Origin of the sequence: Cupriavidus sp. DF5525 (assembly GCF_040149425.2) — a bacterium.
Lineage (GTDB): Bacteria > Pseudomonadota > Gammaproteobacteria > Burkholderiales > Burkholderiaceae > Cupriavidus > Cupriavidus pickettii_A.
This window is the reverse complement of sequence record NZ_CP168266.1, coordinates 2,460,841-2,479,943: the sequence shown is the minus strand read 5'-3', so window position 1 is coordinate 2,479,943 and position 19,103 is coordinate 2,460,841. Positions and strand designations below refer to the sequence as shown.

19 protein-coding genes are annotated in these 19,103 nt (G+C 69.1%); 6 read left to right on the top strand and 13 right to left on the bottom strand.

Going from position 1 to position 19,103, the window contains the following annotated elements; genetic code table 11:
• Positions 1 to 178: 178 nt before the first annotated feature.
• From ABNX08_RS32540 to ABNX08_RS32530, 3 genes are read right to left on the bottom strand one after another with little or no spacing between them, the layout of a single operon-like run.
• Positions 179 to 1,147, bottom strand: a complete 969-nt coding sequence (locus tag ABNX08_RS32540; RefSeq protein ID WP_022537299.1) for a tripartite tricarboxylate transporter substrate binding protein — start codon at positions 1,145 to 1,147, stop codon at positions 179 to 181.
• Between the two features lie 43 nt (positions 1,148 to 1,190).
• Positions 1,191 to 1,532: a hypothetical protein gene (locus ABNX08_RS32535; RefSeq protein ID WP_022537298.1), complete on the bottom strand. Its 342-nt coding sequence runs from the start codon at positions 1,530 to 1,532 to the stop codon at positions 1,191 to 1,193.
• Positions 1,533 to 1,545: 13 nt separating this feature from the next.
• Positions 1,546 to 2,907 (bottom strand): acyclic terpene utilization AtuA family protein, encoded by a 1,362-nt coding sequence (locus tag ABNX08_RS32530; protein WP_022537297.1) that lies wholly within the window; start codon positions 2,905 to 2,907, stop codon positions 1,546 to 1,548.
• A 114-nt stretch (positions 2,908 to 3,021) separates the two neighbouring features.
• Between ABNX08_RS32530 and ABNX08_RS32525 the strand changes: the two genes are divergently transcribed.
• Positions 3,022 to 3,927, top strand: a complete 906-nt coding sequence (locus ABNX08_RS32525) for a LysR family transcriptional regulator (RefSeq protein WP_022537296.1) — start codon at positions 3,022 to 3,024, stop codon at positions 3,925 to 3,927.
• A gap of 125 nt (positions 3,928 to 4,052) precedes the next feature.
• Here ABNX08_RS32525 and ABNX08_RS32520 read toward each other — a convergent pair whose 3' ends face one another.
• The 8 genes from ABNX08_RS32520 to ABNX08_RS32485 form a co-directional block, all read right to left on the bottom strand.
• Positions 4,053 to 4,865 (bottom strand): SDR family oxidoreductase, encoded by an 813-nt coding sequence (locus ABNX08_RS32520; RefSeq protein ID WP_051369932.1) that lies wholly within the window; start codon positions 4,863 to 4,865, stop codon positions 4,053 to 4,055.
• 70 nt (positions 4,866 to 4,935) lie between these two features.
• On the bottom strand, positions 4,936 to 6,072 hold the full coding sequence (locus tag ABNX08_RS32515) for an ABC transporter substrate-binding protein (RefSeq protein ID WP_022537294.1): 1,137 nt from the start codon (positions 6,070 to 6,072) through the stop codon (positions 4,936 to 4,938).
• A 263-nt stretch (positions 6,073 to 6,335) separates the two neighbouring features.
• A complete protein-coding gene (locus ABNX08_RS32510; protein ID WP_022537293.1) occupies positions 6,336 to 6,848 on the bottom strand; it encodes a hypothetical protein in 513 nt (170 codons plus the stop codon).
• A gap of 228 nt (positions 6,849 to 7,076) precedes the next feature.
• Complete coding sequence (locus ABNX08_RS32505) at positions 7,077 to 8,516, bottom strand: acetate kinase (RefSeq protein ID WP_022537292.1); 1,440 nt, start codon at positions 8,514 to 8,516, stop codon at positions 7,077 to 7,079.
• A gap of 75 nt (positions 8,517 to 8,591) precedes the next feature.
• Positions 8,592 to 9,509, bottom strand: coding sequence for a hypothetical protein (locus tag ABNX08_RS32500; protein ID WP_041681652.1), 918 nt, complete (start codon positions 9,507 to 9,509; stop codon positions 8,592 to 8,594).
• 10 nt (positions 9,510 to 9,519) lie between these two features.
• Positions 9,520 to 10,218, bottom strand: coding sequence for a C39 family peptidase (locus tag ABNX08_RS32495; RefSeq protein ID WP_041681651.1), 699 nt, complete (start codon positions 10,216 to 10,218; stop codon positions 9,520 to 9,522).
• Complete coding sequence (locus ABNX08_RS32490; protein ID WP_022537289.1) at positions 10,218 to 10,652, bottom strand: hypothetical protein; 435 nt, start codon at positions 10,650 to 10,652, stop codon at positions 10,218 to 10,220. The genes ABNX08_RS32495 and ABNX08_RS32490 overlap by 1 nt, the downstream gene beginning before the upstream one ends.
• 186 nt (positions 10,653 to 10,838) lie before the next feature.
• Positions 10,839 to 12,377, bottom strand: coding sequence for a hypothetical protein (locus tag ABNX08_RS32485; RefSeq protein ID WP_022537288.1), 1,539 nt, complete (start codon positions 12,375 to 12,377; stop codon positions 10,839 to 10,841).
• Between the two features lie 707 nt (positions 12,378 to 13,084).
• Here ABNX08_RS32485 and ABNX08_RS32480 point away from each other — a divergent pair.
• The 4 genes from ABNX08_RS32480 (at position 13,085) to ABNX08_RS32465 (ending at position 16,900) form a co-directional block, all read left to right on the top strand.
• Complete coding sequence (locus ABNX08_RS32480) at positions 13,085 to 13,867, top strand: GntR family transcriptional regulator (protein ID WP_022537286.1); 783 nt, start codon at positions 13,085 to 13,087, stop codon at positions 13,865 to 13,867.
• A gap of 100 nt (positions 13,868 to 13,967) precedes the next feature.
• Entirely contained in the window at positions 13,968 to 15,020 is a 1,053-nt protein-coding gene (locus ABNX08_RS32475; protein ID WP_022537285.1) for a tripartite tricarboxylate transporter substrate binding protein, read from the top strand.
• The gene (locus tag ABNX08_RS32470; RefSeq protein ID WP_022537284.1) at positions 15,017 to 16,330 is read left to right on the top strand and encodes a 3-isopropylmalate dehydratase large subunit; all 1,314 of its coding nucleotides are present in this window, start codon (positions 15,017 to 15,019) and stop codon (positions 16,328 to 16,330) included. The genes ABNX08_RS32475 and ABNX08_RS32470 overlap by 4 nt, the downstream gene beginning before the upstream one ends.
• 51 nt (positions 16,331 to 16,381) lie before the next feature.
• Positions 16,382 to 16,900 carry a 3-isopropylmalate dehydratase small subunit gene (locus ABNX08_RS32465; protein ID WP_022537283.1) on the top strand — a complete coding sequence of 173 codons (519 nt, stop codon included), beginning with the start codon at positions 16,382 to 16,384 and terminating at the stop codon, positions 16,898 to 16,900.
• A gap of 36 nt (positions 16,901 to 16,936) precedes the next feature.
• Here the strand turns inward: ABNX08_RS32465 and ABNX08_RS32460 are convergent, their stop codons facing one another.
• Complete coding sequence (locus tag ABNX08_RS32460; RefSeq protein WP_041681889.1) at positions 16,937 to 17,632, bottom strand: phosphoribosyltransferase family protein; 696 nt, start codon at positions 17,630 to 17,632, stop codon at positions 16,937 to 16,939.
• Positions 17,633 to 17,961: 329 nt separating this feature from the next.
• On the opposite strand from ABNX08_RS32460, the gene ABNX08_RS32455 reads away from it, so the two are divergent.
• Positions 17,962 to 18,156 carry a hypothetical protein gene (locus ABNX08_RS32455; RefSeq protein WP_022537281.1) on the top strand — a complete coding sequence of 65 codons (195 nt, stop codon included), beginning with the start codon at positions 17,962 to 17,964 and terminating at the stop codon, positions 18,154 to 18,156.
• Here ABNX08_RS32455 and ABNX08_RS32450 read toward each other — a convergent pair.
• Positions 18,135 to 19,067 (bottom strand): LysR family transcriptional regulator, encoded by a 933-nt coding sequence (locus ABNX08_RS32450; RefSeq protein WP_022537280.1) that lies wholly within the window; start codon positions 19,065 to 19,067, stop codon positions 18,135 to 18,137. The genes ABNX08_RS32455 and ABNX08_RS32450 overlap by 22 nt on opposite strands.
• Between the last annotated feature and the right edge of the window lie 36 nt (positions 19,068 to 19,103).

The following is a 19,103-nucleotide window of genomic DNA, read 5'->3' as shown; positions in this document are numbered from 1 at the left end:
AGGAGACGGCCGATGCCACAAGGCGCGCGACGCAGCGATGCCGCGAGCGCACGGCCAGGACGTATCTTATCCGGGCCGCGCGAACAGGGTTGGAGAGCCAAAGCGTACCTACTTCTGCGTAAAAAACGGGGCCACATGGCCCCGTTTTCCATGCATGCGAGCTTGCGCTGGCCTGCGTTCACTCCGGCTGGATATTCGCCGCCTTGATGATGCGGCCCCACTTGCCCGACTCCTGCTGCTGGAATTTCGCCAGCTCGGCAGGCGTGCTGGTAAACACCTCGGTACCCGTCGACTGGTAGAAGTTGGCCGCGGTATCGCTGCGCGCGGCCTTGACCATCATCGCGTTGAGCTTGGCCACGACCGGCTGCGGCGTGCCGGCCGGCGCGTAGGCCGCGAACCAGTAGCTCATCTCGTAGCCCTTGACCCCGGCTTCGTCGATGGTCGGCACGTCCGGTGCCAGCGGCGAGCGCGACTTGCCCGACACGCCCAGCGCGCGCAGCTTGCCGCTCTTGACCTGCGGCAGGCCGGTGGCGGTGTCGGTGATCATCATCTGGATCTGGTTGCCGAGCAGGTCGGTGATCGCCAGCGGGTTGCTCTTGTACGGCACGTGCAGCAGTTCCACGTGCGCCATCTGCTGGAACAGCTCGCCGGCGATGCGCGACGACGAGCTGCCGCTGCCGAAGCTGAGCTTGCCCGGCTGCTTCCTGGCCAGCGCGATGAACTCGCCCACGGTCTTGGCCGGCACCTGGGGGTTGACCACCATGATCTGGCCGCCGCGGCCGAGCGCGGTGACCGGCACGAAGTCCTTGATCGGGTCGTACGGCAGCTTCTTGAACAGGTGCTCGTTGGCGGCGTGCGTGGTGTTGGTGCTGATCAGCACGGTGTAGCCGTCGGGCGCGGCCTTGGCCACGTCGGACGCGGCGATAAAGCCATTGGCGCCAGGCTTGTTGTCGACCACCACGGTGGTCTTGCTATCCACGGTGATGGCCTGGCCGATGGCGCGCGCGAGCTGGTCGGTTGCGCTGCCCGCGGCGAATGGCACCACGAAGCGGATGGGCTTGTCCGGGTACTCGGCCCAGGCCTGCCCCGCGGGCAGGATCAGCGCGCACAGCGCGGCGGCGGCCAGTGGCTTGAGGAATCGGTACATCGTTGTCTCCTGTTGAAATCGTTGTCGGTGTTCGAACGGTATGTCAGGCGCCGCCGGCGAGCCGCGGCGGCAGCGGTATCTGCAGTTGCAGCAGGCGGAACGACAGCGCCTTGCCGTGCGTGTCGAGGTTGAGCGCGTCGTTGACGCCGCCATCGAGCACGCCGTCGAGGACGAAGTTCATCGCCTGCAGCGACGGCACCAGGTAGCGCGTGACGGCAGTGGGCTGGCGTTCGCGGAACAGCGCGCGCACGGCGTCTTCGGTGACATGGGCGACCAGGTGGTCGAAGTCGCGCGCGTCGTAGGCGATCACGCTGATGTTGGAACGGTCGCCCTTGTCGCCGGTGCGGCCGTGGGCAAACTGGTAGAGCGCGGCGGTAGCGGTCATCTCGTCGTCCTCCTTATGCGATGAAGCTGTGCGCGGCGGTCACGGCCTCGCGCGGTACCAGGCAAGACACGGCGTTCAGGCGGGCGCGCTGCACGGTGCGCACGCCGCCGCCGCCGGCCGGGCCGCAGGTGTAGAGCGCATTGACCTCGCGCAGCAGCGCCTGCGCCACCGCAAGCTCGTCATGCGCCAGCGCCGCGCGCAGGCGCACGTCCTGCGCTTCGGCCTCATGCGGCTGGGGCTGCGCCACCATCGTGCCGGCGTCGTCGGCCAGCACGCTGAGCACGCCGATCAGGTCGAAGCGGATCGGCACGTCATGGCCCAGCAGGCGCATGCGCTGGCGCAGGATGTCGGCGGCCAGGCGCGCGCGGGCGGCGGCGTTCGGGCCGGCGTAGGAGATCTCGCCCTCGGCGAGCCAGCCGCCGTGGCTGAACACATTAGCCTTGAGCTGCGCCGGGCGCGGGTGGCCGCGCACATTGCGCACCGCCACGCGGTCGGGGGCCAGTTGAGCGACCGTGACCGTACCAATATCTGCGACCACGTCGGGCGTCAGGTACGCGGCCGGATCGTGGACCTCGTACAGCAGCTGCTCCTTGACCGTGCGCAGGTCGACGCAGCCGCCGGTGCCGGCGGCCTTGAAGATCTCGATGCCGCCGTCGTCGTCGAGCTGGGCGATCGGGAAGCCCACCGCATGCACATCGGGTACGTCCTTCATGCCGGGATCGGCAAAGTACCCGCCGGTGACCTGCGCCCCGCATTCGAGCAGGTGCCCGGTCATGGTCGCGGCGGCCAGCCGGTCCCAGTCGTCCCAGGACCAGCCGAAGTGCGCCATCGCCGGCCCCACGGCCAGCGCCGGGTCGGCCACGCGGCCGCACACCACCACCTGCGCGCCATCCGCCAGCGCCGCGGCGATGCCTTGTGCGCCAATGTAGGCGTTGGCGCAGACGAAGCGGTCGGTGTCGAAGGCCGCGCCAAGGATGCCTTGCAGCAGCGTGCGCCCGGCCTCGTGCGAGAGATCATCGCCCTCCACCACCGCCACGCGCGGCGCCGGCAGGCCCAGTTCGCCGGCCAGCTGCAGCACGCGCCGCGCCGCCGCGCGCGGATTGGCCGCGCCGAAATTGCCGACGATGGGAATGCCGTGTTGCAGGCACAAAGCCAGCACCGGCGTCAGCAGCGCGTCGAGCAGGGGCTCGTAGCCCTGCGCGGGATCGTTGCGCCGCGCCAGCTGCGCCAGCGCCAGCGTGCGTTCGGCCAGCGTCTCGAAAATCAGCGCAGCGGGCTGGCCGGCGGCGATCAGCGTGCGCACCACCGGCAGCGCGGCGTCGGTGCGGTCACCGGAGAAGCCGGCGCCGGATCCGATCAGCAAGGGAGCAGTCATGGTCGGGGGCAGGTTGGTAGCAGGGGTAGAAGCCATTCTAGGGCGGCGACGTCCAGCCAAAAAATGGATTATTTGGATTAATCTATCGACTTGCTGGATAAGTGCATTTTGCCCATGAACCTGTCGGTCAAGCACCTGCGCGCCTTTGTGGCGCTGGCTACCTACCGCAACTTCACCCGCGCGGCGCGCGCCTGCCATCTGTCGCAGTCGGCGTTCAGCGCGCTGGTGCAGACGCTGGAGGAGCAGGCCGGCAGCCGGCTGTTCGAGCGCACCACGCGGCACGTGGAGCTGAGCAGCGACGGGGTGCGCTTCGAGCAAACCGCGCGCCGGTTGCTGGCCGACTTCGAGACCGCGTTCGAAGACTTGCGTGCGCACGCCGAGCGGCGCAAGGGCCGCGTGTCGATCGCGGCATTGCCGTCGCTGGCGGGCGGCGACCTGCCGCCGCTGCTGGCGCAGTTCCACGCGCAGTATCCGGGCATCGTGCTGGAGCTGTTTGACCAGCTTGCCGACGGCTGCATCGAGCTGGTCCGACAGGGCCGCGCCGACTTTGCGCTGACCCCGGCGCCGGCACAGGACGACGACCTGCGCGTGGAACCGCTGGTGCGAGACACCTTCCACTTGGTATGCCCGGCGGACCATCCGCTGGCGCGCAAGCGACGCATCGAGCCCCAGGCGCTGGCGGGCGTGCCGTTTATCCAGCTGTCGCGCACGACCAGCGTGCGCCAGCACCTGGATGCGGCGCTGCACCCGTTGCGCCTGAACAGCGTGATGGAGGTAGAGCACCTGGCGACCGTGGCGGCGCTGGTGCAGGCCGGCCTGGGCGTCAGTGCCGTGCCCTCGCTGGCGCTGTTCCAGTTCCGGCGCGAAGGGCTGGCGATCCGGCCGCTGCAGCTGCCGTCACTGGTGCGCGATATCTGCCTGGTACGGATGAAGGACCGCGGCGACTCTGCCGCCGCGGCTGCGATGATCGAGTGCCTGCAAGCGTTCTATAGCGGCGGCAAGCCATCGGCGCGGCGCTGACAGCCCTCGGATCGGGTACGCAGAATTGGGTACGCTTTTGTTTTTTCGCCTCGTCATCGCAGGCGCCCGCCCTCTCCCCCGGCCCCTCCCGCACGCGGTAGAAGGGGGGAAAAACCGGCTGCGCTTCAGAAGTGCCCGAGGTAGCCGCCATCAACGGCCAGCACATGCCCAGTGATATAGGACGCCGCCGGCGAAGCCAGGAACACCGCTGCACCCGCCACTTCATCGGGCTGGCCCCAGCGGCCCAGCGAGGTGCGCTGGCGCAGCCATTCGGCCACGCTCTCGTCCTCGACCATCGGCTGGTTGGGCTCGGTGGCGAAGTAGCCCGGCGCGATCGCGTTGACGGTGACGCCGTAGCGGCCGAGGTCGGCGGCCATCGCGCGTGTCAGTGCGTCCAGGCCGCCCTTGGTGGCGGGATAGAGCACATCGCCGGCGCGCGCGACCTGGCCCGCGATCGAGCTGACGTTGACGATGCGGCCGTACTGCCCGCGGCGCATGCGCTGCGCGGCAAGGCGGCACAGCGTATAGGGTGCGACCAGGTTGGTCTCGAGCATGGCGCGCAGGTCGCCGGCATCCAGGTCGGCCATGGTGCTGCGATTGCGCGCGCCGGCGTTGTTGACCAGGATGTCGAGCCGGCCGTGGGTGGTGTCGATGCGCTCGAACGCGGCCGCGACCGCGACCTCGTCGGTGATGTCGAGCACCAGCGCCTCGGCGCTGGTGCCGCGCGCGGCCAGCTTGGCGACGGCATCCTGCACGCGCTGCGCATTGCGCGCCACGACCAGCACATGCGCGCCGGCATCGGCCAGCCCGGCGGCGATCGCCAGGCCCAGGCCCTGCGCGCCGCCGGTCACCAGCGCGACGCGGCCATGCAGCGAGAATTGGGTACGCGCGGCGCGGTCGGGCACGCCGGCATCGGGGGATGGAGTAGAGGTAGCCATGCGGGCGAATATACCGCAGCAGTCCGGGCAGCGCAGCGCCGCCCGGACTGCCTGCAATCGCCCCGCCGTTTCAGCGGATCAGCTTGCCGGTGGACGAGACGATCGACATCTCGACAAACGACGAGCCGGTGTGCCGCGTCGGGCTGTAGCTGATCAGGATGCCGCCGAGATCGTAGTCGCGCATGCCTTCGAGCGCATTGACCAGCCGCTCGCGCGTCAGGTCGGGACCGGCGCGGCGCAGCCCTTCGACCAGCACCTTGGCCGACATGAAGCCCTCCATGCCGGCGTTGGATGGCTCCACGCCCTGCTGCTTGGCCAGGCTGCGGTATTCGCTGGCCAGCGTCATCTGGCTGGAGTTGGTGCCCGGCACCACCTGCGTGATGATCAGCCCGCGCGCATCCGCGCCCAGTTCGCGGATAAACGAATCGGCGGCATTGTTGGACAGCGTGACGAACTGCGCCTCGCTGCCGGCACCGCGCAGCTCGCGGATGATGCGCGCCGCCTCGGAGCCCGAGCCGATCACCAGCACCGCCTGCGGGTTGGCCTTGTGGATGGCGGCCACGCCCTGGCTGATGTCGCCCATCGGCCGCGCGAAGGTTGCGGTGGCCGCCGGCTGCACGCCACGCGCCTGCAGCGCGCTGTTGAAGCCTTCGAGCACGTCCTTGCCGAAGCCGTCGCCGGCGTAGAAGATGCCAATGCGGCTCATGCCCGACGTGGCCAGGTGGTTGATCGCGCGCGCGACCTCGTCCTGGTATTTGGCGCGCACGTTGAAGACGTAGCGGTTCACCGGCCGGTGCAGCGTGATGGCGCCGGTGAGCGGCGCCACCAGCGGCACCTTGTGCTCGGCGATGATGGGCAGGATGCTTTCGTTCTGCGGCGTGCCGCGCACCATGAAGAGGGCGAACACCTTGTCCTCGTCGATCAGCTTGCGCACGTTGTCGGGGGTGCGCTTGGCATCGAAGCCGTCGTCGTAGGTCACCAGTTCAATGCGCCGGCCCGCCACGCCGCCGCTGGCGTTGACGGTGCGCAGGTAAACCTGCGCGCCGGCGATTTGCTCCTTGACCGAACCGGCCACCGGACCGGTAACGCCCGCGGACTGTCCGATGCGGATAGTGGAGCGTGTCACGCCCGGTTCCGCCAGCGCCGCCTGCGCAGCCCATCCCAGCGTGGCGGCCAGCATGCCGCACGCGATCCATTTCGCCTTCATTGTCTTGACCCCTCCGCCCTTGTGGGCTGATCTCATAGTTGTGTCGCGGCGCGCGAAGCACAGCGGTGCGCCGTCATGCAAATTACCGCATGCGCTACGTCGGGGCAAACCTGAGAAGGGGGGCTGTTGCAGCAGCATCACACCGGAACCGCCTGACGGTTCCGGCGTGAGCAGGGGCGCGCTATAGGATGCGCGTCAGAACGCGCCGCACGGGCGCGCGGAAAGACATGCAGGACAGCAAGAACAAAGCAAACCAGCGCCGATCAGGGGAAAGCCGGCACCGCCGGATCCAGCCCGGCAAAGCGTGCTTCCGGATGGGCATTCTGCAGCAGCGTTTCGACCTCCTCGACACGGCTGCGCGGCACATCCAACATCAGCAGGATCTTGCCTGCCTCGATGTCCTTCTCGAACGCGCGCAGCCGGCTGTTGGGCGCCGAGCTGCCGATCATGCTCGCGGCCCATGCGCCGAACACCGCGCCGAGCACCGCCAGCACGCCGACCAGGCCCCACTGCGGGGTGTCGCTGACAATCGGGAACATTGCCACCACGGCACCTGCCACGACGCCGACGCCGCCACCCACCACCAGGCCCATCTCGGCGGCATGCACGATGTCAGAGGTCTGGAACAGGTTGGCTTCGTGCAGGCCCGTCATATCCGCACCGTCCCGCGCCACGAAGTGTATGTGGCGGTTCTCGATGCGGGCGAGCAGCAGGTCGTCCATGGTGCGGCGGGCACTCGCCAGGTCGGGCAACAACCAGAAGATGCGTTTGCGCATGTCTCTCTCCTTTTTCAGGCCGCGGCCGCTGGTGTGGGTGAACCTGGGTCCGGAATGTACCGCTGGCGGCGCGGGGTTATTTCTTTGTACGCCGTTCATGGGGCAAGCGCAAGGCGACTCTCCGCGTGCACACACGCTGCGCGCGGATGTGACGCGCACGTGTGCCCCGCGCAGGCGGGGCACACGTCACGTCGTCTAGCCAAGGAAGGGAATTGCGGCGCCTGCGCCTCAGAAAGTGATCGGCAGGCGGAGGTTGACTTGCAGGTCTGGCGTGTCGCGGGTCAGGCCAGCACCCACCGACAGGTTCAGCGTATAGCGGTTGTTGAAGCGGTACGAATACCCCACCAGCAAGGTGCCCTGGGTTACGCGCACCGAACCCGGCACGGTCTGGCCGTTCTGCTTGGTCGGCCAGATGATGGCCTGGTCATAGCCGATACTGAACGAGGCCTTCTCGTTGAGCGACAGGCCCATGCCGAAGCTGAACTCGAAGATATCCCCCGGCGCGATCTTGCCCAGCGGTTCCTTCTCGCCGTTGAGCACGGTGCGGCTCACGTTGTCGCGCGCAAAGTTGTGCAGGTAGCTGAAGGTGCCGAAGAACACCGCCGGGTCGGTCGGCAGCAGCCAGGTGATGCCGGGCTGGATCGCCTGGAAGCCGGTGCCGGTAGGCAGCCCCAGCGGCAGGCCGGTGCCAGTGGCATTGCCCACGCAGCGCGTCACGCAATCGGTCACGACCTCGAACGGGTCCTTGCCGGTCGCGGACTTGTAGCGCAGCCAGCCGACGAAGTATGGAATCTTCTCATTGCCGTAGTTGAGCTGGTAGCGCACCGTCGCTTCGACGTCGCCGATGCCGCTGCCGCTCGCATTGAACACGCGGTCGACGGCCGTGCCGGTGAATACCTCGCGGCTGACGGTCTGGCCCGATGAATGCACGTAAGGCACCTTGGCTTCGATTTCCAGCCGCTTGGTCAAGCCGTAGCGAAACGCGACCGACGGGATGTAGGTCGAGGTCTTGACCTCGCGCACATCGATCAGGCCGATCAGGATGGCCGGGATGACCGTGTAGCCGACCAGCGCGACGCGGTTATTGGAGGAATAGCCGTACTGGAAGCCGGGCTCGATCACCAGCTTGCCCTGGGCGGTCAGCACGCCAGGCTGGTCGATGATCGGTGCGATCTCGGGCGGACGGCGGTCTTCCTCCGGCGGGCGGCCCACGGGTTCTTCCAGGGCCACGGTCTGCCCGTCGGCGGACTCGCCCGCCTGCGGACCCTGGGCCATGTCCTGCGGTGGCTGGAGAATGATCTGCTGCGGGTTGTTGACCGCGTTGGGCGCTGACTGCGTGGCGCTGGCAGCGGCCGCCGCGGTGGCGGCGTTGGTGGCATTGTCGGACGGCGACACGCCGGGCCCCGCGCGCTGGCCGCCGCGCTTGTTGGCCAGCACCTCGGTGCCGATCACGTTGCGCAGCTCGCGGATCACCGCCTCCTGTTCGGCCAGCGCCCGCTTCATGGCGTCGAGCTGGGTGGCCTGGTCGGCGAGTTCCTTCTGCAGCGCTTCCAGTCCGGCTGCGGCTGGTCCCGCATCCGGCGGCGTCTGGGCCTGCGCCAGACCGCCGAGCAACAGTAACGTCGAGCATCCCGCATTGCGAATGCCCTGCATCGACCGCTTCTTCATGACGTCTTCCTCCCCCGGGACGGCAAACTGTTGTGCAGGAGTCTGCGACCTGTACTGCCTCATGCCTCGCTACGACTACCTCATGCTTGCGGCCCGCATCAGCGCACTGTTCAGCGCGGTGTTGGCCAATTGCGACCGGAATGCCTGCAGCGTATTCACGCTTGCGTCGATTGTCATCAGGCTCCGGATGCTCTGGTTGTTCAATGTGTTCTGGATCACCGTCGTGGGCGTACCCGCCAGCGATCCGACCGCTGCCGCATTGCCCGGGCCGTTCTGGATCACGTTCAGGAGCCCGTTGGTAAGCACCTGGCCCGTGGCCGTGGTTACGGTCGTGCCCGGCAAGCCGGCCGCACCGCTGGCGCTCGAACTGGCCCCGGCCGCGCCGGCGCTGGCCGCGGCACCGCCATTGGCCGCCACCGACGCGGCGCCACTGGCGCCCGCTGCGCCGCTTGCCGACGCCGCGGCGCCTGCACTGCCCGCGCTCGCGCCATCCGCGCCCAACTGAACCCCAGCCGTCACCGGATTGGCCGCCATCGCGCTATTGACCGCGGCATTGGTGCTGGCAACGATAGCGGGCCCGAGCGCCGTGGCAAGCTGCGCGGCCTGGTCGGCGGTAATGCGGCCGACATCGGGGATGTTAATGGTGGTTGCGACGACCAGGGCCCCGTTCAGGTACACCGCGCGTTCGATACCGAACGAAACCTGCAGGCCCGGCACCTCGAAGCCGCCCCGCATCTCGTCGAGCTTCTCCTTTGCAACCGGTTTCCAGCCGGCCATGCTGCCGCGCGCGGCAGCCAGAGGGTTTTGGTCCGGGTCACGGGCGGAACTGGCCGCCTGCGACGGCAGCGCCGACGCGTCGAGGGCGTCGGGCTGTGGCAGATCGCTGGCCTGCGCCGCGCCGGCACAGACCATACCGGCGCCCAGCAGCATGGCAACGGCCGCTGAAACGGCGCTGCGAGGGGCTGCTGGGGCCGGGAAGGAAGTCTGCAACATGATGCGTTCCTCAGAAATCGCTAACGCCATGCTTGGGCATGACGGTGAAGAACAGGCTATCCCGGTTGACTCCCATCCAGTAAGGGCCGCTTGGCGCGACGCGCCAGTCGGCAGCCAGGTTGAACCGCGCCTTCTCCGTGCGGTTATGGATCACGAACAGCAGCTGGCTGTCCCAGATCGTCTCGAAATGCTCGCGTGACATGGCGCGTGTGCCGCGCGCGGGATCGCCGACCAGCACGCGATTGCCTTTCACGCCCTTGACCACCACGAAATGGTGATAGCCGTTTTCCACGATCAGCACGATGGCGGGCACCTGCGTTTCTTCCAGCTTGGACAGCGGCAGTTCATAGCCGTCGGCCTCGTAGCCGAGCGCGGCCAGGAAGCGCTTCATGTCCAGCAGCGAGAACCCCTCGGCGCGAATCTTCTGCTGGTCGCCGTTGAGGTACATGTTCTGGAACACGGTGGCCTCGTTCATCGGATGGCCGTACTGGTAAGTCAACAGCGTGGCCACCGCGGCCGAGCCGCAACTGAAATCGTATTGCTGGCGGATCGTGGACTTGAAGCGCGCCTCGCGAACACTGGTGACCCTGACGCTGTAGGGTTCGCCGACCGGGCCGTAGAGCACGGTGTCGGCCGCCTGCGCGCAAGGGATAGCCCCCGCGGCCAGCAGAAACGATACAGACGTCAACAACCTTCGCAGCGGCATCATCATTTGAACTGGACGTTGACGATGGTGGCGTTCTGGATCAGCACGTTCGAGCCCGAGTTCTGGATCGCGGTTGGAATCCCCGCCGCGTTCGCGAAAGCCCCGTCCGTGATGTTGTTCGCGCCGGACAAAATATTGACCGCGGCGTTGTCGGCCACGGTACCGTGCAGGCGCATGTCGTTCACCGTGACCTCGGCGCCACCACGGATGTCATCCAGTTTAGACGCAGGTACAGCTTTCGCCACCCTTCCGAACAAGGTGGTCTCGGCCGCTGGTGTCTGCGCGTCCGTGGCTGCCGTTACCTGGGCACTGCCCGAGGCGGTGCGCGCGGCTGCCATGGCGGCTTCCAGCCCTGGCGGCTCAGCGTGAGCCTGCAGCACTGGCCAGGCGAGTAAGACCGTCGCGAATGTCCCGACGGCGAAGCGGACCGATTGCATGGTGTCGTCTCCCTTTGCCCGCGAGCCGCTCCCATCCGGGCGGCTGCAAGGCAATTAGGCTTGCATAGGCATGACAGGGCCCGGGCGCCCGCACACAGGATGCGGGCGCCGGTCCTGCCGGCTTGACGTTGAAGCTTCAGGCCCGTCCCTTGCCCGAAGGCTCAGGACGGGCCAGGGCTGCGCGTCTTACCTGCCCGCGTTGACGTTGGCCTGCACGTTGACGCCTTGCTGCACCAGCGACGAGGCTCCGCTGTTCTGGACCGCCATCATGATGCCCGCCGCCGTCTGACCGACGCTGGTCATGGTGTTGGACATGTCGAAGGTGCCTGCGGTCACGTAGTTGTAGCCGCCAGCGCCACCAGTACCGCCCGCGCCGCCGTTGCCGACGCCGCCAGCACCACCAGTACCGCCGGTCGCCGCACCGCCGGCTCCGCCGGCACCGCCGGCGCCGCCGCTGCCCGTGGTGGCGCTGCCGTTCGAGGCTGCCGTGGTGGCCGAACCTGCGGTGGCCGAACCGCCAGCGCCACCGGCGCCGCCCGATGCGGTCTGCGTTCCGCCGGCACCGCCAGTCGCCGTGCCTGAGCCGGCCGTTGCCGACGAGCCTGCCGTGCTGCCGCCACCGGCACCGCCAGTGCCGCTGCCGGCACCGCCGGTTGCGCTCGCGCTGGAGGTTCCGGCACCGCCCGCACCGCCGCTGGCGCCCGCTGCGCCGCCCGTGCCAGTGCCTGCGCCCGCCGTGCCGGCTGCGCTCGAGGACCCTGCGCTGCCACCCGCGCCGCCATTGCCAGTGCTGTCGGCACCGCGACCGTCGGCACTGCCGCTGCTACCGCCCCCACCACCGGCCGTACCGGCAAGACCGCCCAAGGCACCGCTGGCGCCCAGGCCGCCACCGCCGATCGCACCGGCACCGCCACCCTTGCCGCCCGCGCCAAGCGAAGCGCTCAGAGCGCCGCCGCCCTTGCCAGAGGCGTCACCGCCGCTGCCGCCCTTGCTGCCCGCCGCGCTAAGCGCGCTGCCGCCCTTGCCATAGGCGTCGCCGCCATTGGCGCCCCAGTTAGAGGCCTTGCCACCGTTGCCGCCATCGCCGGCCTTGGCCCAGCCGCTCTTGGCATCACCAGCGCTGGCGCTGCCGTTGGTTGCCGTGGCGCTTCCACCGACTGCGCCGGTAGCGCCGTTTCCGCCCTCGCCGCCGTTGCCAGTGCCGCCGTTGCCACCCTCGCCACCCTTCCCGCCGAAGCCGGTCCCACCGTTGGCGTTACCGTGGTTCGAGGCATAGTTGCCGATGTTGTGGACGTAGTTGTTGGCCACCGTGCCACTCAGCTTGCTGAGGGCAATTGCCGTGGTCTTGTTGAAGGAGCTGGCGATGCTGGACGATGCGGAACCGCCCACCGCAGCGGCGGTCCCGATACCGTCAGCCGAAGCCTTCAGGCGGTTGTCGGAATTGGTCTTGGTCTTGTTGTTCGAGCTGGTCTGCGACTTGTCGACAGCAATCCCGACCGTGGTGGTCTTTGTGCTCGTCTTGGTGGTCGTGCTGCTGTCATTCTTCTGGACAGCGGTCGAATACTCGTTCGCTGCCGCGCCGCTGCCACCCTGCGACGAGGTCGCCGTAGCGGTTTGGTTGTTGTCCCCACCGCCTCTCACTTCCTTGTTGTTATTGGTCGGATTTGCCCATGCCGTTCCCGCAAATGCCATGGCGATTGCCGACGCCAGTAAGGTCTTTTTCATTCCTAACTCCCAGGAGAATGTCACAGTGTCACAGCGGCTCAGCCTCCGGCCGGCGCTCCGCGGAACGACGGCTGGAGGTTCAGGTCCGGCACCTGCCAAACCAGCCTGCCCTTGCGCATAATCGGTGCCAGCTTCGCCACCTGCGGCGGCAATCCCTTGTAATACAAGGACTGGCCGGCGACACGCGGGGAACTTTCGGGCGCCTGGCACGATCTATTGGGCCCTCGCTGCTGTGCACGGCAGACGACATGTCACACCGCTGTGACACGGCCACCCCCGCCACATCGGGGGTACGCCCGGATCACCTGAAAAAGGCCTTAGATTTCAGTGCCTTACAGCAATACTCAGGATTTGCCCGAGCCCTGCGGCCGCGTATCGACGCTGAAACATCGCTCCCGGGTGCCGTCGCCGCCGCCCATGTGAGGCGCCCCACATTGCCCGCATGTCCGTTTTGCGCCGCCCGGCGCCCAGCCCTTGCGGCGCCCCGGCAAATTCACACCCCGGGCCGACGCAGTGGCACAAGCGTTACCTCGCCCGTACCTGGCCTGTCTGTCGTTTAACCCACGAACGCAGGGATGCACCGCTGCAACACCGCGACGCACGCGTTGTGTCGGAAGGGCCTCAGCGTCTATCCTTGCTAGGCTCTATGTCTGATTTAAAGTACATTAGAGGCATTGCAGACTTGTCATCTCTCCACAAGGGAAACCATGAGTGAAGCCGTCGTTCCCCTGTATCACCAGATTTACGTGGTACTGCGCCAGCAGATCGTAGAGGGCCGCTTCGGCCAGGGTCCCTTGCCGGGCGAGATCGACCTGGCCAAGCAGTTCCACGCCTCGCGCGTGACCATGCGGCGCGTGTTCGACCGCCTGGTGCAGGAGGGCCTGGTGCGCCGCCACCGCGGGCTTGGCACCTTCGTCAACCCGCACCCGGTGCGGCCCGCGGGAGCGAGCGAGGACCGCAGCACCAGCCTGCTCGACAACATCATCGACATGGGCCAGAAGACGTCGGTGAAGGTGATCTCGATCGACGAAGTCCATGCCACGCCGGACGTCGCCGAGTCGCTGCAGATCGAGGCAGGCGACCCGGTGGTCAAGATCGTGCGCGTGCGCCACTACCGCAACCGGCCGCTGTCGCATATCACGGTCTACCTGCCGGCGGAACTGGGCCGCCCGATCACGCGCAAGGCCCTGGAAGAGACGCCGGTGCTGCGCCTGCTGGAAGCCGGCGGCGTCAAGCTGGGCCGCGCCAGCCAGGTGCTGTCGGCGCGCCTGGCCGACGTGGTGGTGGCGCCGCTGCTGGACGTGCCGGTCGGCGGCGCGCTGCTGGCGGTGCGCCGCGTGGTCAAGGACCAGGCCGGCCGCCCGGTGCAGTTGCTGCTGGGCCAGTATCGCCCCGACCGCTACGAGTACCGCATGGAACTGTCGCCGGCCGGCGTGGACAGCGCCAACGTCTGGGTGGAGAGCGAAACCCGCCCCGGCCTGCGCGACTGACATGCCCGCCCCCGGGCAGTGCCGGCGCCGGATGCGCCAGACCTCGCTGATCCGGGCGATACTGCGCATTCCTGATCACATCAAGCGAGGAGCCGCCGTCATGCCAGTGTTCCGCCTGGTCCTGTCCAATCCGACCTCCGACCCGACCGGGTTGTCATCGAGCCACCGCCGCGCCGCGGTGCGCCGCCTTGCCGGCATGGCCGGCGCTGCCGTGTGCGCGCTGGCGCTGCCGCTGCCGGCCGCGGCACAGGGCACGCAGATCGCCGGCGGCAAGCCGATCCGGATCCTGGTGGGCGCGCCGGCCGGCGGCACCACCGACACACTGGCGCGCACCATCGCCCAGGAAATGACCCAGGAACTCGGGCAACCGGTGGTGGTGGAGAACCGCCCCGGCGCCGGCGGCAATATCGCCGCCGACCTGGTCGCCAAGAGCGCGCCGGATGGCAGCACGCTGCTGATGAGCTTCACCAGCCATACCATCAACGCCACGCTGTACAAGAAGCTGCCGTTCGACCCGGTGCAGGACTTCACCCCGGTCACGCTGGTAGCGACCGTACCCAGCGTGCTGGTGGCCACACCGCGGCTGGCCGCCAACAACGTGCCCGAGCTGATCCGCCTGGCGCGCTCGCAGCCGGGCAAGCTGAACTTCGCCATCGGCTCGGTCGGCTCGTCGCTGCATATGGCCGGTGACATGTTCAAGATGATGACTGGCACCTACATCGTCAACATCCCGTACAAGGGCACGTCGCCCGCGCTCACCGACGTGCTGGCCGGCCAGTGCGACCTGATGTTCGCCAGCACCATCAACGTGCTGCCGCATGTGCGGGCCGGCAAGCTCAAGGTGCTGGGCGTGACCAGCCCCGCGCCGCTGCCGCAGTTCCCGGGCGCGGCGCCGATCGGCGCCACCGTCAAGGGCTTCGAGTCGAGCGCGTGGTTCGGCCTGTTCGGGCCCGCCGGCATGCCGGCCGAGGTCACGCAGGCGCTGTACCAGGCCGCGCGCAAGGGGCTGGAAGCGCCCGCGGTGCGCAAGCGCCTGGAGAACGACGGCGCGCAGCCGATCGGCATGCCGCCCGAGGCCTTCGCCGCGTTCGTGAAGCAGGACGTCAAGCGCTGGGCCACCGTCGTCAAGTACTCGGGGGCATCGCCGGAATGAGCGTTACCCCTGCGGCCTCACCCGAGGCCATACTCCCGGCCACGCTGGCACAGAAACTGGTGGCGCGCGCCGCCGGGTTGCCCTACGCGCAGGTCGGCACCGTGGTGATCTGCCGCGTCGACCTGGCGATGTCGCACGACTCCAGCGGCCCGCGCCGCGTGGCGCCGCTGCTGGAGGAGCTGGATGTCGGCGTCTGGGACCCGTCGCGCTACGTGGTGGTGACTGACCACTTCGTCCCCGGCGGCGATGCCCAGGCCGAATCGATCCTGCGCTTCACGCGCGACTGGACGCGGCAGTCGGGCGCGCACTTTATCGACGCCGAGGGCATCTGCCACGTAGTGCTGCCCGAGCGCGGGCATGTGCTGCCTGGCCGCCTGATCGTCGGCGGCGACAGCCACAGCCCCACCGGCGGCGCCTTCGGCGCCTACATGTTCGGCGTGGGCGCGACCGAGATGGCCGGCGTACTGGCCACCGGCGAGATCTGGCTGCGCGTGCCGGATACCATCCGGCTGCAGTGGGACGGCCAGCTCGCGCCCGGCGTCTGCGCCAAGGACATCATGCTGTTCCTGTGCGCCAGTCTGGGCCTCGGCGGCGGGCGCTACGAAGCACTCGAATTCACCGGCAGTGCCGTGGCCGCACTGCCGATGCAGGAGCGCATGACCCTGACCAACATGAGCGCCGAACTGGGCGCGCAGACCGGGCTGGTAGCGCCCGACGCCGTGACACTCGACTGGCTGGCGCAGGCCGGCGTGCCAGCGCAGACGCTGGCGGACATCGATCTCGCGCACTGGCGCAGCGACGCGGATGCGCCGGTGCTCGCCACCCACCGTTTCGACGCCGGCGCGCTGGCGCCGCAGGTCGCCGCGCCGCACTCACCCGCCAACAGCGCGCCGGTGGATGAGGCCGCCGGCGAGCCGGTGCAGATCGCCTACCTGGGCGCCTGCACCGGAGCCAAGCTGGAAGACCTGCGCATGGCCGCGCGCGTGCTGCGCGGGCGCCGCGTGGCGCCTGGCGTGACGCTGCAGGTGGCACCGGCGTCGCGCCGCGACCAGCTGCAGGCCGAGCGCGAAGGCACGCTCGGCATCCTCACCCAAGCCGGCGCCACGCTGCTGCCCAACGCCTGCGGCGCCTGCGCCGGCTATGGCGCATCGCGTTTTCCCGCGGGCAGCCGCGCCATCGCCTCAACGGCGCGCAACTTCTCCGGCCGCATGGGCGACGCCGGCAGCGCCGTCTGGCTGGGCTCGCCGATGACGGTGGCCGCCAGCGCCGTCACCGGCCGCATCACCGACCCGCGCATCCTGCTGGAGTAACGCCGCGGGCCTGAATTCGTGCCCGCCGTGCGCGGGCCAGACCTTTCTTGCATGACTTCCCCCATCGCCCCCGCTCCCGCTCCCATCGCCGCCGGCCGCATCTGGCGTTTCGGCAACAATGTCGACACCGATGCCATGGCCCCCGGCGTGCTGATGAAATCGCCCCTGGCCGTGCTGGCCCGGCATTGCCTGGCCTCGCTGCGTCCGGAATTCCCCGCGGACGTGCGCGCCGGGGATGTGCTGGTAGCGGGCACCAACTTCGGCATCGGCTCGTCGCGCGAGCAGGCGCCGCAGGCGCTGCGCGAACTGGGGGTGGGCGCGGTGGTGGCGCAGTCCTTCGGCGGGCTGTTCTATCGCAATGCCATCAACCTTGGCCTGCCGGTGCTGGTGTGCGCCGACACCGGCAGGCTGGCCGACGGCGCGCACGTCGTGCTGGACCTGGACGCGGCCCGGCTGCGCCTGGACGACGGCAGCGAGGTCGCGTGCGAGCCCATTCCCGCCTTCCTGCGCGAGATCCTGGCCGCGGGCGGGCTGGTGCCGCACCTCAAGCGGCGTCTGGGCAAGGCCTGAGCACATGCCTGAGCACCTCGCCCGCAGGCGCGCGCCTCAGCCGGTGCGCGGCATGGCGGCCTGGCGCAACAGGCTGAGCGCCTCGTCGTCGCTGGTCTGGGAGAAATCCAGGTAGAAGGCGCCGACCGCGCCGAAGTTCGGCGGCGTGTTCAGGCAGATGATCTCGTCGGCGGCCGGCTGCAGGCTGGCGAGCCCGTCCTGCGAACCCACCGGCGTGGCCGCCACCACGCGCGCGGCCCCGGCCATGCGCACGCCCTCGAGCGCGGCGCGCATGGTGGCGCCGGTGGCCACGCCGTCATCGACCACGATCACGGTACGCCCGCCGCGCGCCGGCACCGGTGCCCCCCCGCGGTAGCGCTGCTGGCGCCGTGCGATCTCATCGAGCTGGCGCCCGCGTTCGGCATCGAAACTGCCGCTTTCCACCGCGCGCCGCGCCCAGGGATCGTCGTTGACCACGGTATGCGGGCCGCCGCCCGCGGCATCGCCCTCCACCACCGCGCCGAGTGCCAGTTCCGGGTAGCCCGCCGCGCCGATCTTGCGCACCAGCAGCACGTCCAGCTGGGCATCGATCGCACGCGCGACTTCAAAGGCCACTGGCACGCCACCGCGCGGCAGTGCCAGCACCAGCGCGGGCTGCCCGAGCTGCGCGGCGCCGAAGCCAAGTTCGGCCAGCCGGCGGCCCAGATAGCGGCCAGCCTCGCGGCGATCGGCAAAGCACGGTGGCAATGTCAACATGGCGCGCTCCCGGAAGTCCGGCGCCGTGACGCCGGCTAAGTGGCTGTCGAGGCCCGCACCGCCACGGCGGCGGCGCGGCGCAGGCGGCCCTTTGCCAATATAGACCTTGCCGGAGAAGGCGTAGGCGCAACCTGACGGTATGCCGCATCCGCGTGCAATAGCGCGCAAGTCACTTAGATTGAACGCGATTTCGCAACAGTGTGTTTTGCCGGGGCCGGCTGATCTTCCTGCGCTGCAGCATTAAGATTGCCCCATGCGATTCCCCCGGGAACGCCGCCCATCCGCTGTTCGCCGGGCATGATGCCCGGCCCCTGAATGAGCCCGACATGACTTCGCAAGCCAACGCACGCGCGCACCTGGCGCACCCCGATCACAACACCGCCACGGAAGGCAACCCCGGCGCCCTGACCATGCCCGACATCCCGTTCGGCTCGCTCGAAGCCGCCGCGATGGCCGAGCTGCCGTACACCTTCCGCCCGGCCGGCACCTGCACCCGCTACTACAACGAGTTCTTCGGCTGAGCCTCGCGCCGGACCTGGTGCGGGATCTCATGCGCTGATTCGCCCGCGGGCGCCATCACGCGCTCGCACAGCGCGGCCAGCCGCGCCGCCATGTCGCGCGCCGGGGCCGGCAGGTCCGGTTGCGCGTGCAGGCTCAGCTCGATCTCCGGCACCGCGGCCGGCCAGCCGTCGTCCTCCAGCACCCGGTGATGGGCGCTGGCCAGGCGCCGTGGCAGCAGCGTGATGCCGAGCCCGTCGGCCACCGCCGCCAGGATGCTGGCCAGGCTCGCACTGACGAAGGCCACGCGCCAGCGCCGCCCGCCGGCGTCGAGCGCGTGCGTCATCTCGCCGCGGTAGAGCCCGCCCACCGGAAACGCCACCAACGGTACCGGGTCGCGCGCCACCGCCGGGCGCTGGCGGCTATCGATCCAGCACAGCGGCTCCGGCCAGCTGGCCAGGCCGGTGGCATGCCCGACGCGCTGCTTGACCAGCACCAGGTCCAGCTCGCGGTCCTGGAAGCGCTGCCACAGCTCGTGGCTCATGCCGCTGGTCACCTCCAGCCGCACCCCCGGCCAGTCGTCGGCAAACCCGGCCAGCACCGGTGTCAGCGGCCGCGCGGCAAAGTCCTCCGGCACGCCGATGCGGATCTCGCCCTGGCCCGCGCTCTGGCGCAGTTGCCCGACCGCTTCGGCCATCAGTTGCTGCAGGCGGCGCGCGTAGCCGAGCAGGCGCTCGCCCTCCGGCGTGGTGGTGACATAGCGCCCGCCGCGGTCCAGCAGTACGCAGCCGAGCTGCTCTTCCAGCCGGCGCACCTGCTGGCTGACGGTCGACTGCGTCAGGTGCACGCGCTGCGCGGCGCGGGTAAAGCTGCCGCTTTCCGCCACGGCGACAAAGCTCTGCAGCAGCACGGGATCGAGGTGAGGGTCCTGCATCGGCGGTCCATTGGGTTTTCCACTGCCGGCGATTTC

Excerpts from the sequence above, each read along its gene's own strand:
- ABNX08_RS32540 (WP_022537299.1), bottom strand. The coding sequence starts at position 1,147 with ATGTACCGATTCCTCAAGCCACTGGCCGCCGCCGCGCTGTGCGCGCTG.
- ABNX08_RS32535 (WP_022537298.1), bottom strand. The coding sequence starts at position 1,532 with ATGACCGCTACCGCCGCGCTCTACCAGTTTGCCCACGGCCGCACCGGC.
- ABNX08_RS32530 (WP_022537297.1), bottom strand. The coding sequence starts at position 2,907 with ATGACTGCTCCCTTGCTGATCGGATCCGGCGCCGGCTTCTCCGGTGAC.
- ABNX08_RS32525 (WP_022537296.1), top strand. The coding sequence starts at position 3,022 with ATGAACCTGTCGGTCAAGCACCTGCGCGCCTTTGTGGCGCTGGCTACC.
- ABNX08_RS32520 (WP_051369932.1), bottom strand. The coding sequence starts at position 4,865 with ATGGCTACCTCTACTCCATCCCCCGATGCCGGCGTGCCCGACCGCGCC.
- ABNX08_RS32515 (WP_022537294.1), bottom strand. The coding sequence starts at position 6,072 with ATGAAGGCGAAATGGATCGCGTGCGGCATGCTGGCCGCCACGCTGGGA.
- ABNX08_RS32510 (WP_022537293.1), bottom strand. The coding sequence starts at position 6,848 with ATGCGCAAACGCATCTTCTGGTTGTTGCCCGACCTGGCGAGTGCCCGC.
- ABNX08_RS32505 (WP_022537292.1), bottom strand. The coding sequence starts at position 8,516 with ATGAAGAAGCGGTCGATGCAGGGCATTCGCAATGCGGGATGCTCGACG.
- ABNX08_RS32500 (WP_041681652.1), bottom strand. The coding sequence starts at position 9,509 with ATGTTGCAGACTTCCTTCCCGGCCCCAGCAGCCCCTCGCAGCGCCGTT.
- ABNX08_RS32495 (WP_041681651.1), bottom strand. The coding sequence starts at position 10,218 with ATGATGCCGCTGCGAAGGTTGTTGACGTCTGTATCGTTTCTGCTGGCC.
- ABNX08_RS32490 (WP_022537289.1), bottom strand. The coding sequence starts at position 10,652 with ATGCAATCGGTCCGCTTCGCCGTCGGGACATTCGCGACGGTCTTACTC.
- ABNX08_RS32485 (WP_022537288.1), bottom strand. The coding sequence starts at position 12,377 with ATGAAAAAGACCTTACTGGCGTCGGCAATCGCCATGGCATTTGCGGGA.
- ABNX08_RS32480 (WP_022537286.1), top strand. The coding sequence starts at position 13,085 with ATGAGTGAAGCCGTCGTTCCCCTGTATCACCAGATTTACGTGGTACTG.
- ABNX08_RS32475 (WP_022537285.1), top strand. The coding sequence starts at position 13,968 with ATGCCAGTGTTCCGCCTGGTCCTGTCCAATCCGACCTCCGACCCGACC.
- ABNX08_RS32470 (WP_022537284.1), top strand. The coding sequence starts at position 15,017 with ATGAGCGTTACCCCTGCGGCCTCACCCGAGGCCATACTCCCGGCCACG.
- ABNX08_RS32465 (WP_022537283.1), top strand. The coding sequence starts at position 16,382 with ATGACTTCCCCCATCGCCCCCGCTCCCGCTCCCATCGCCGCCGGCCGC.
- ABNX08_RS32455 (WP_022537281.1), top strand. The coding sequence starts at position 17,962 with ATGACTTCGCAAGCCAACGCACGCGCGCACCTGGCGCACCCCGATCAC.
- ABNX08_RS32450 (WP_022537280.1), bottom strand. The coding sequence starts at position 19,067 with ATGCAGGACCCTCACCTCGATCCCGTGCTGCTGCAGAGCTTTGTCGCC.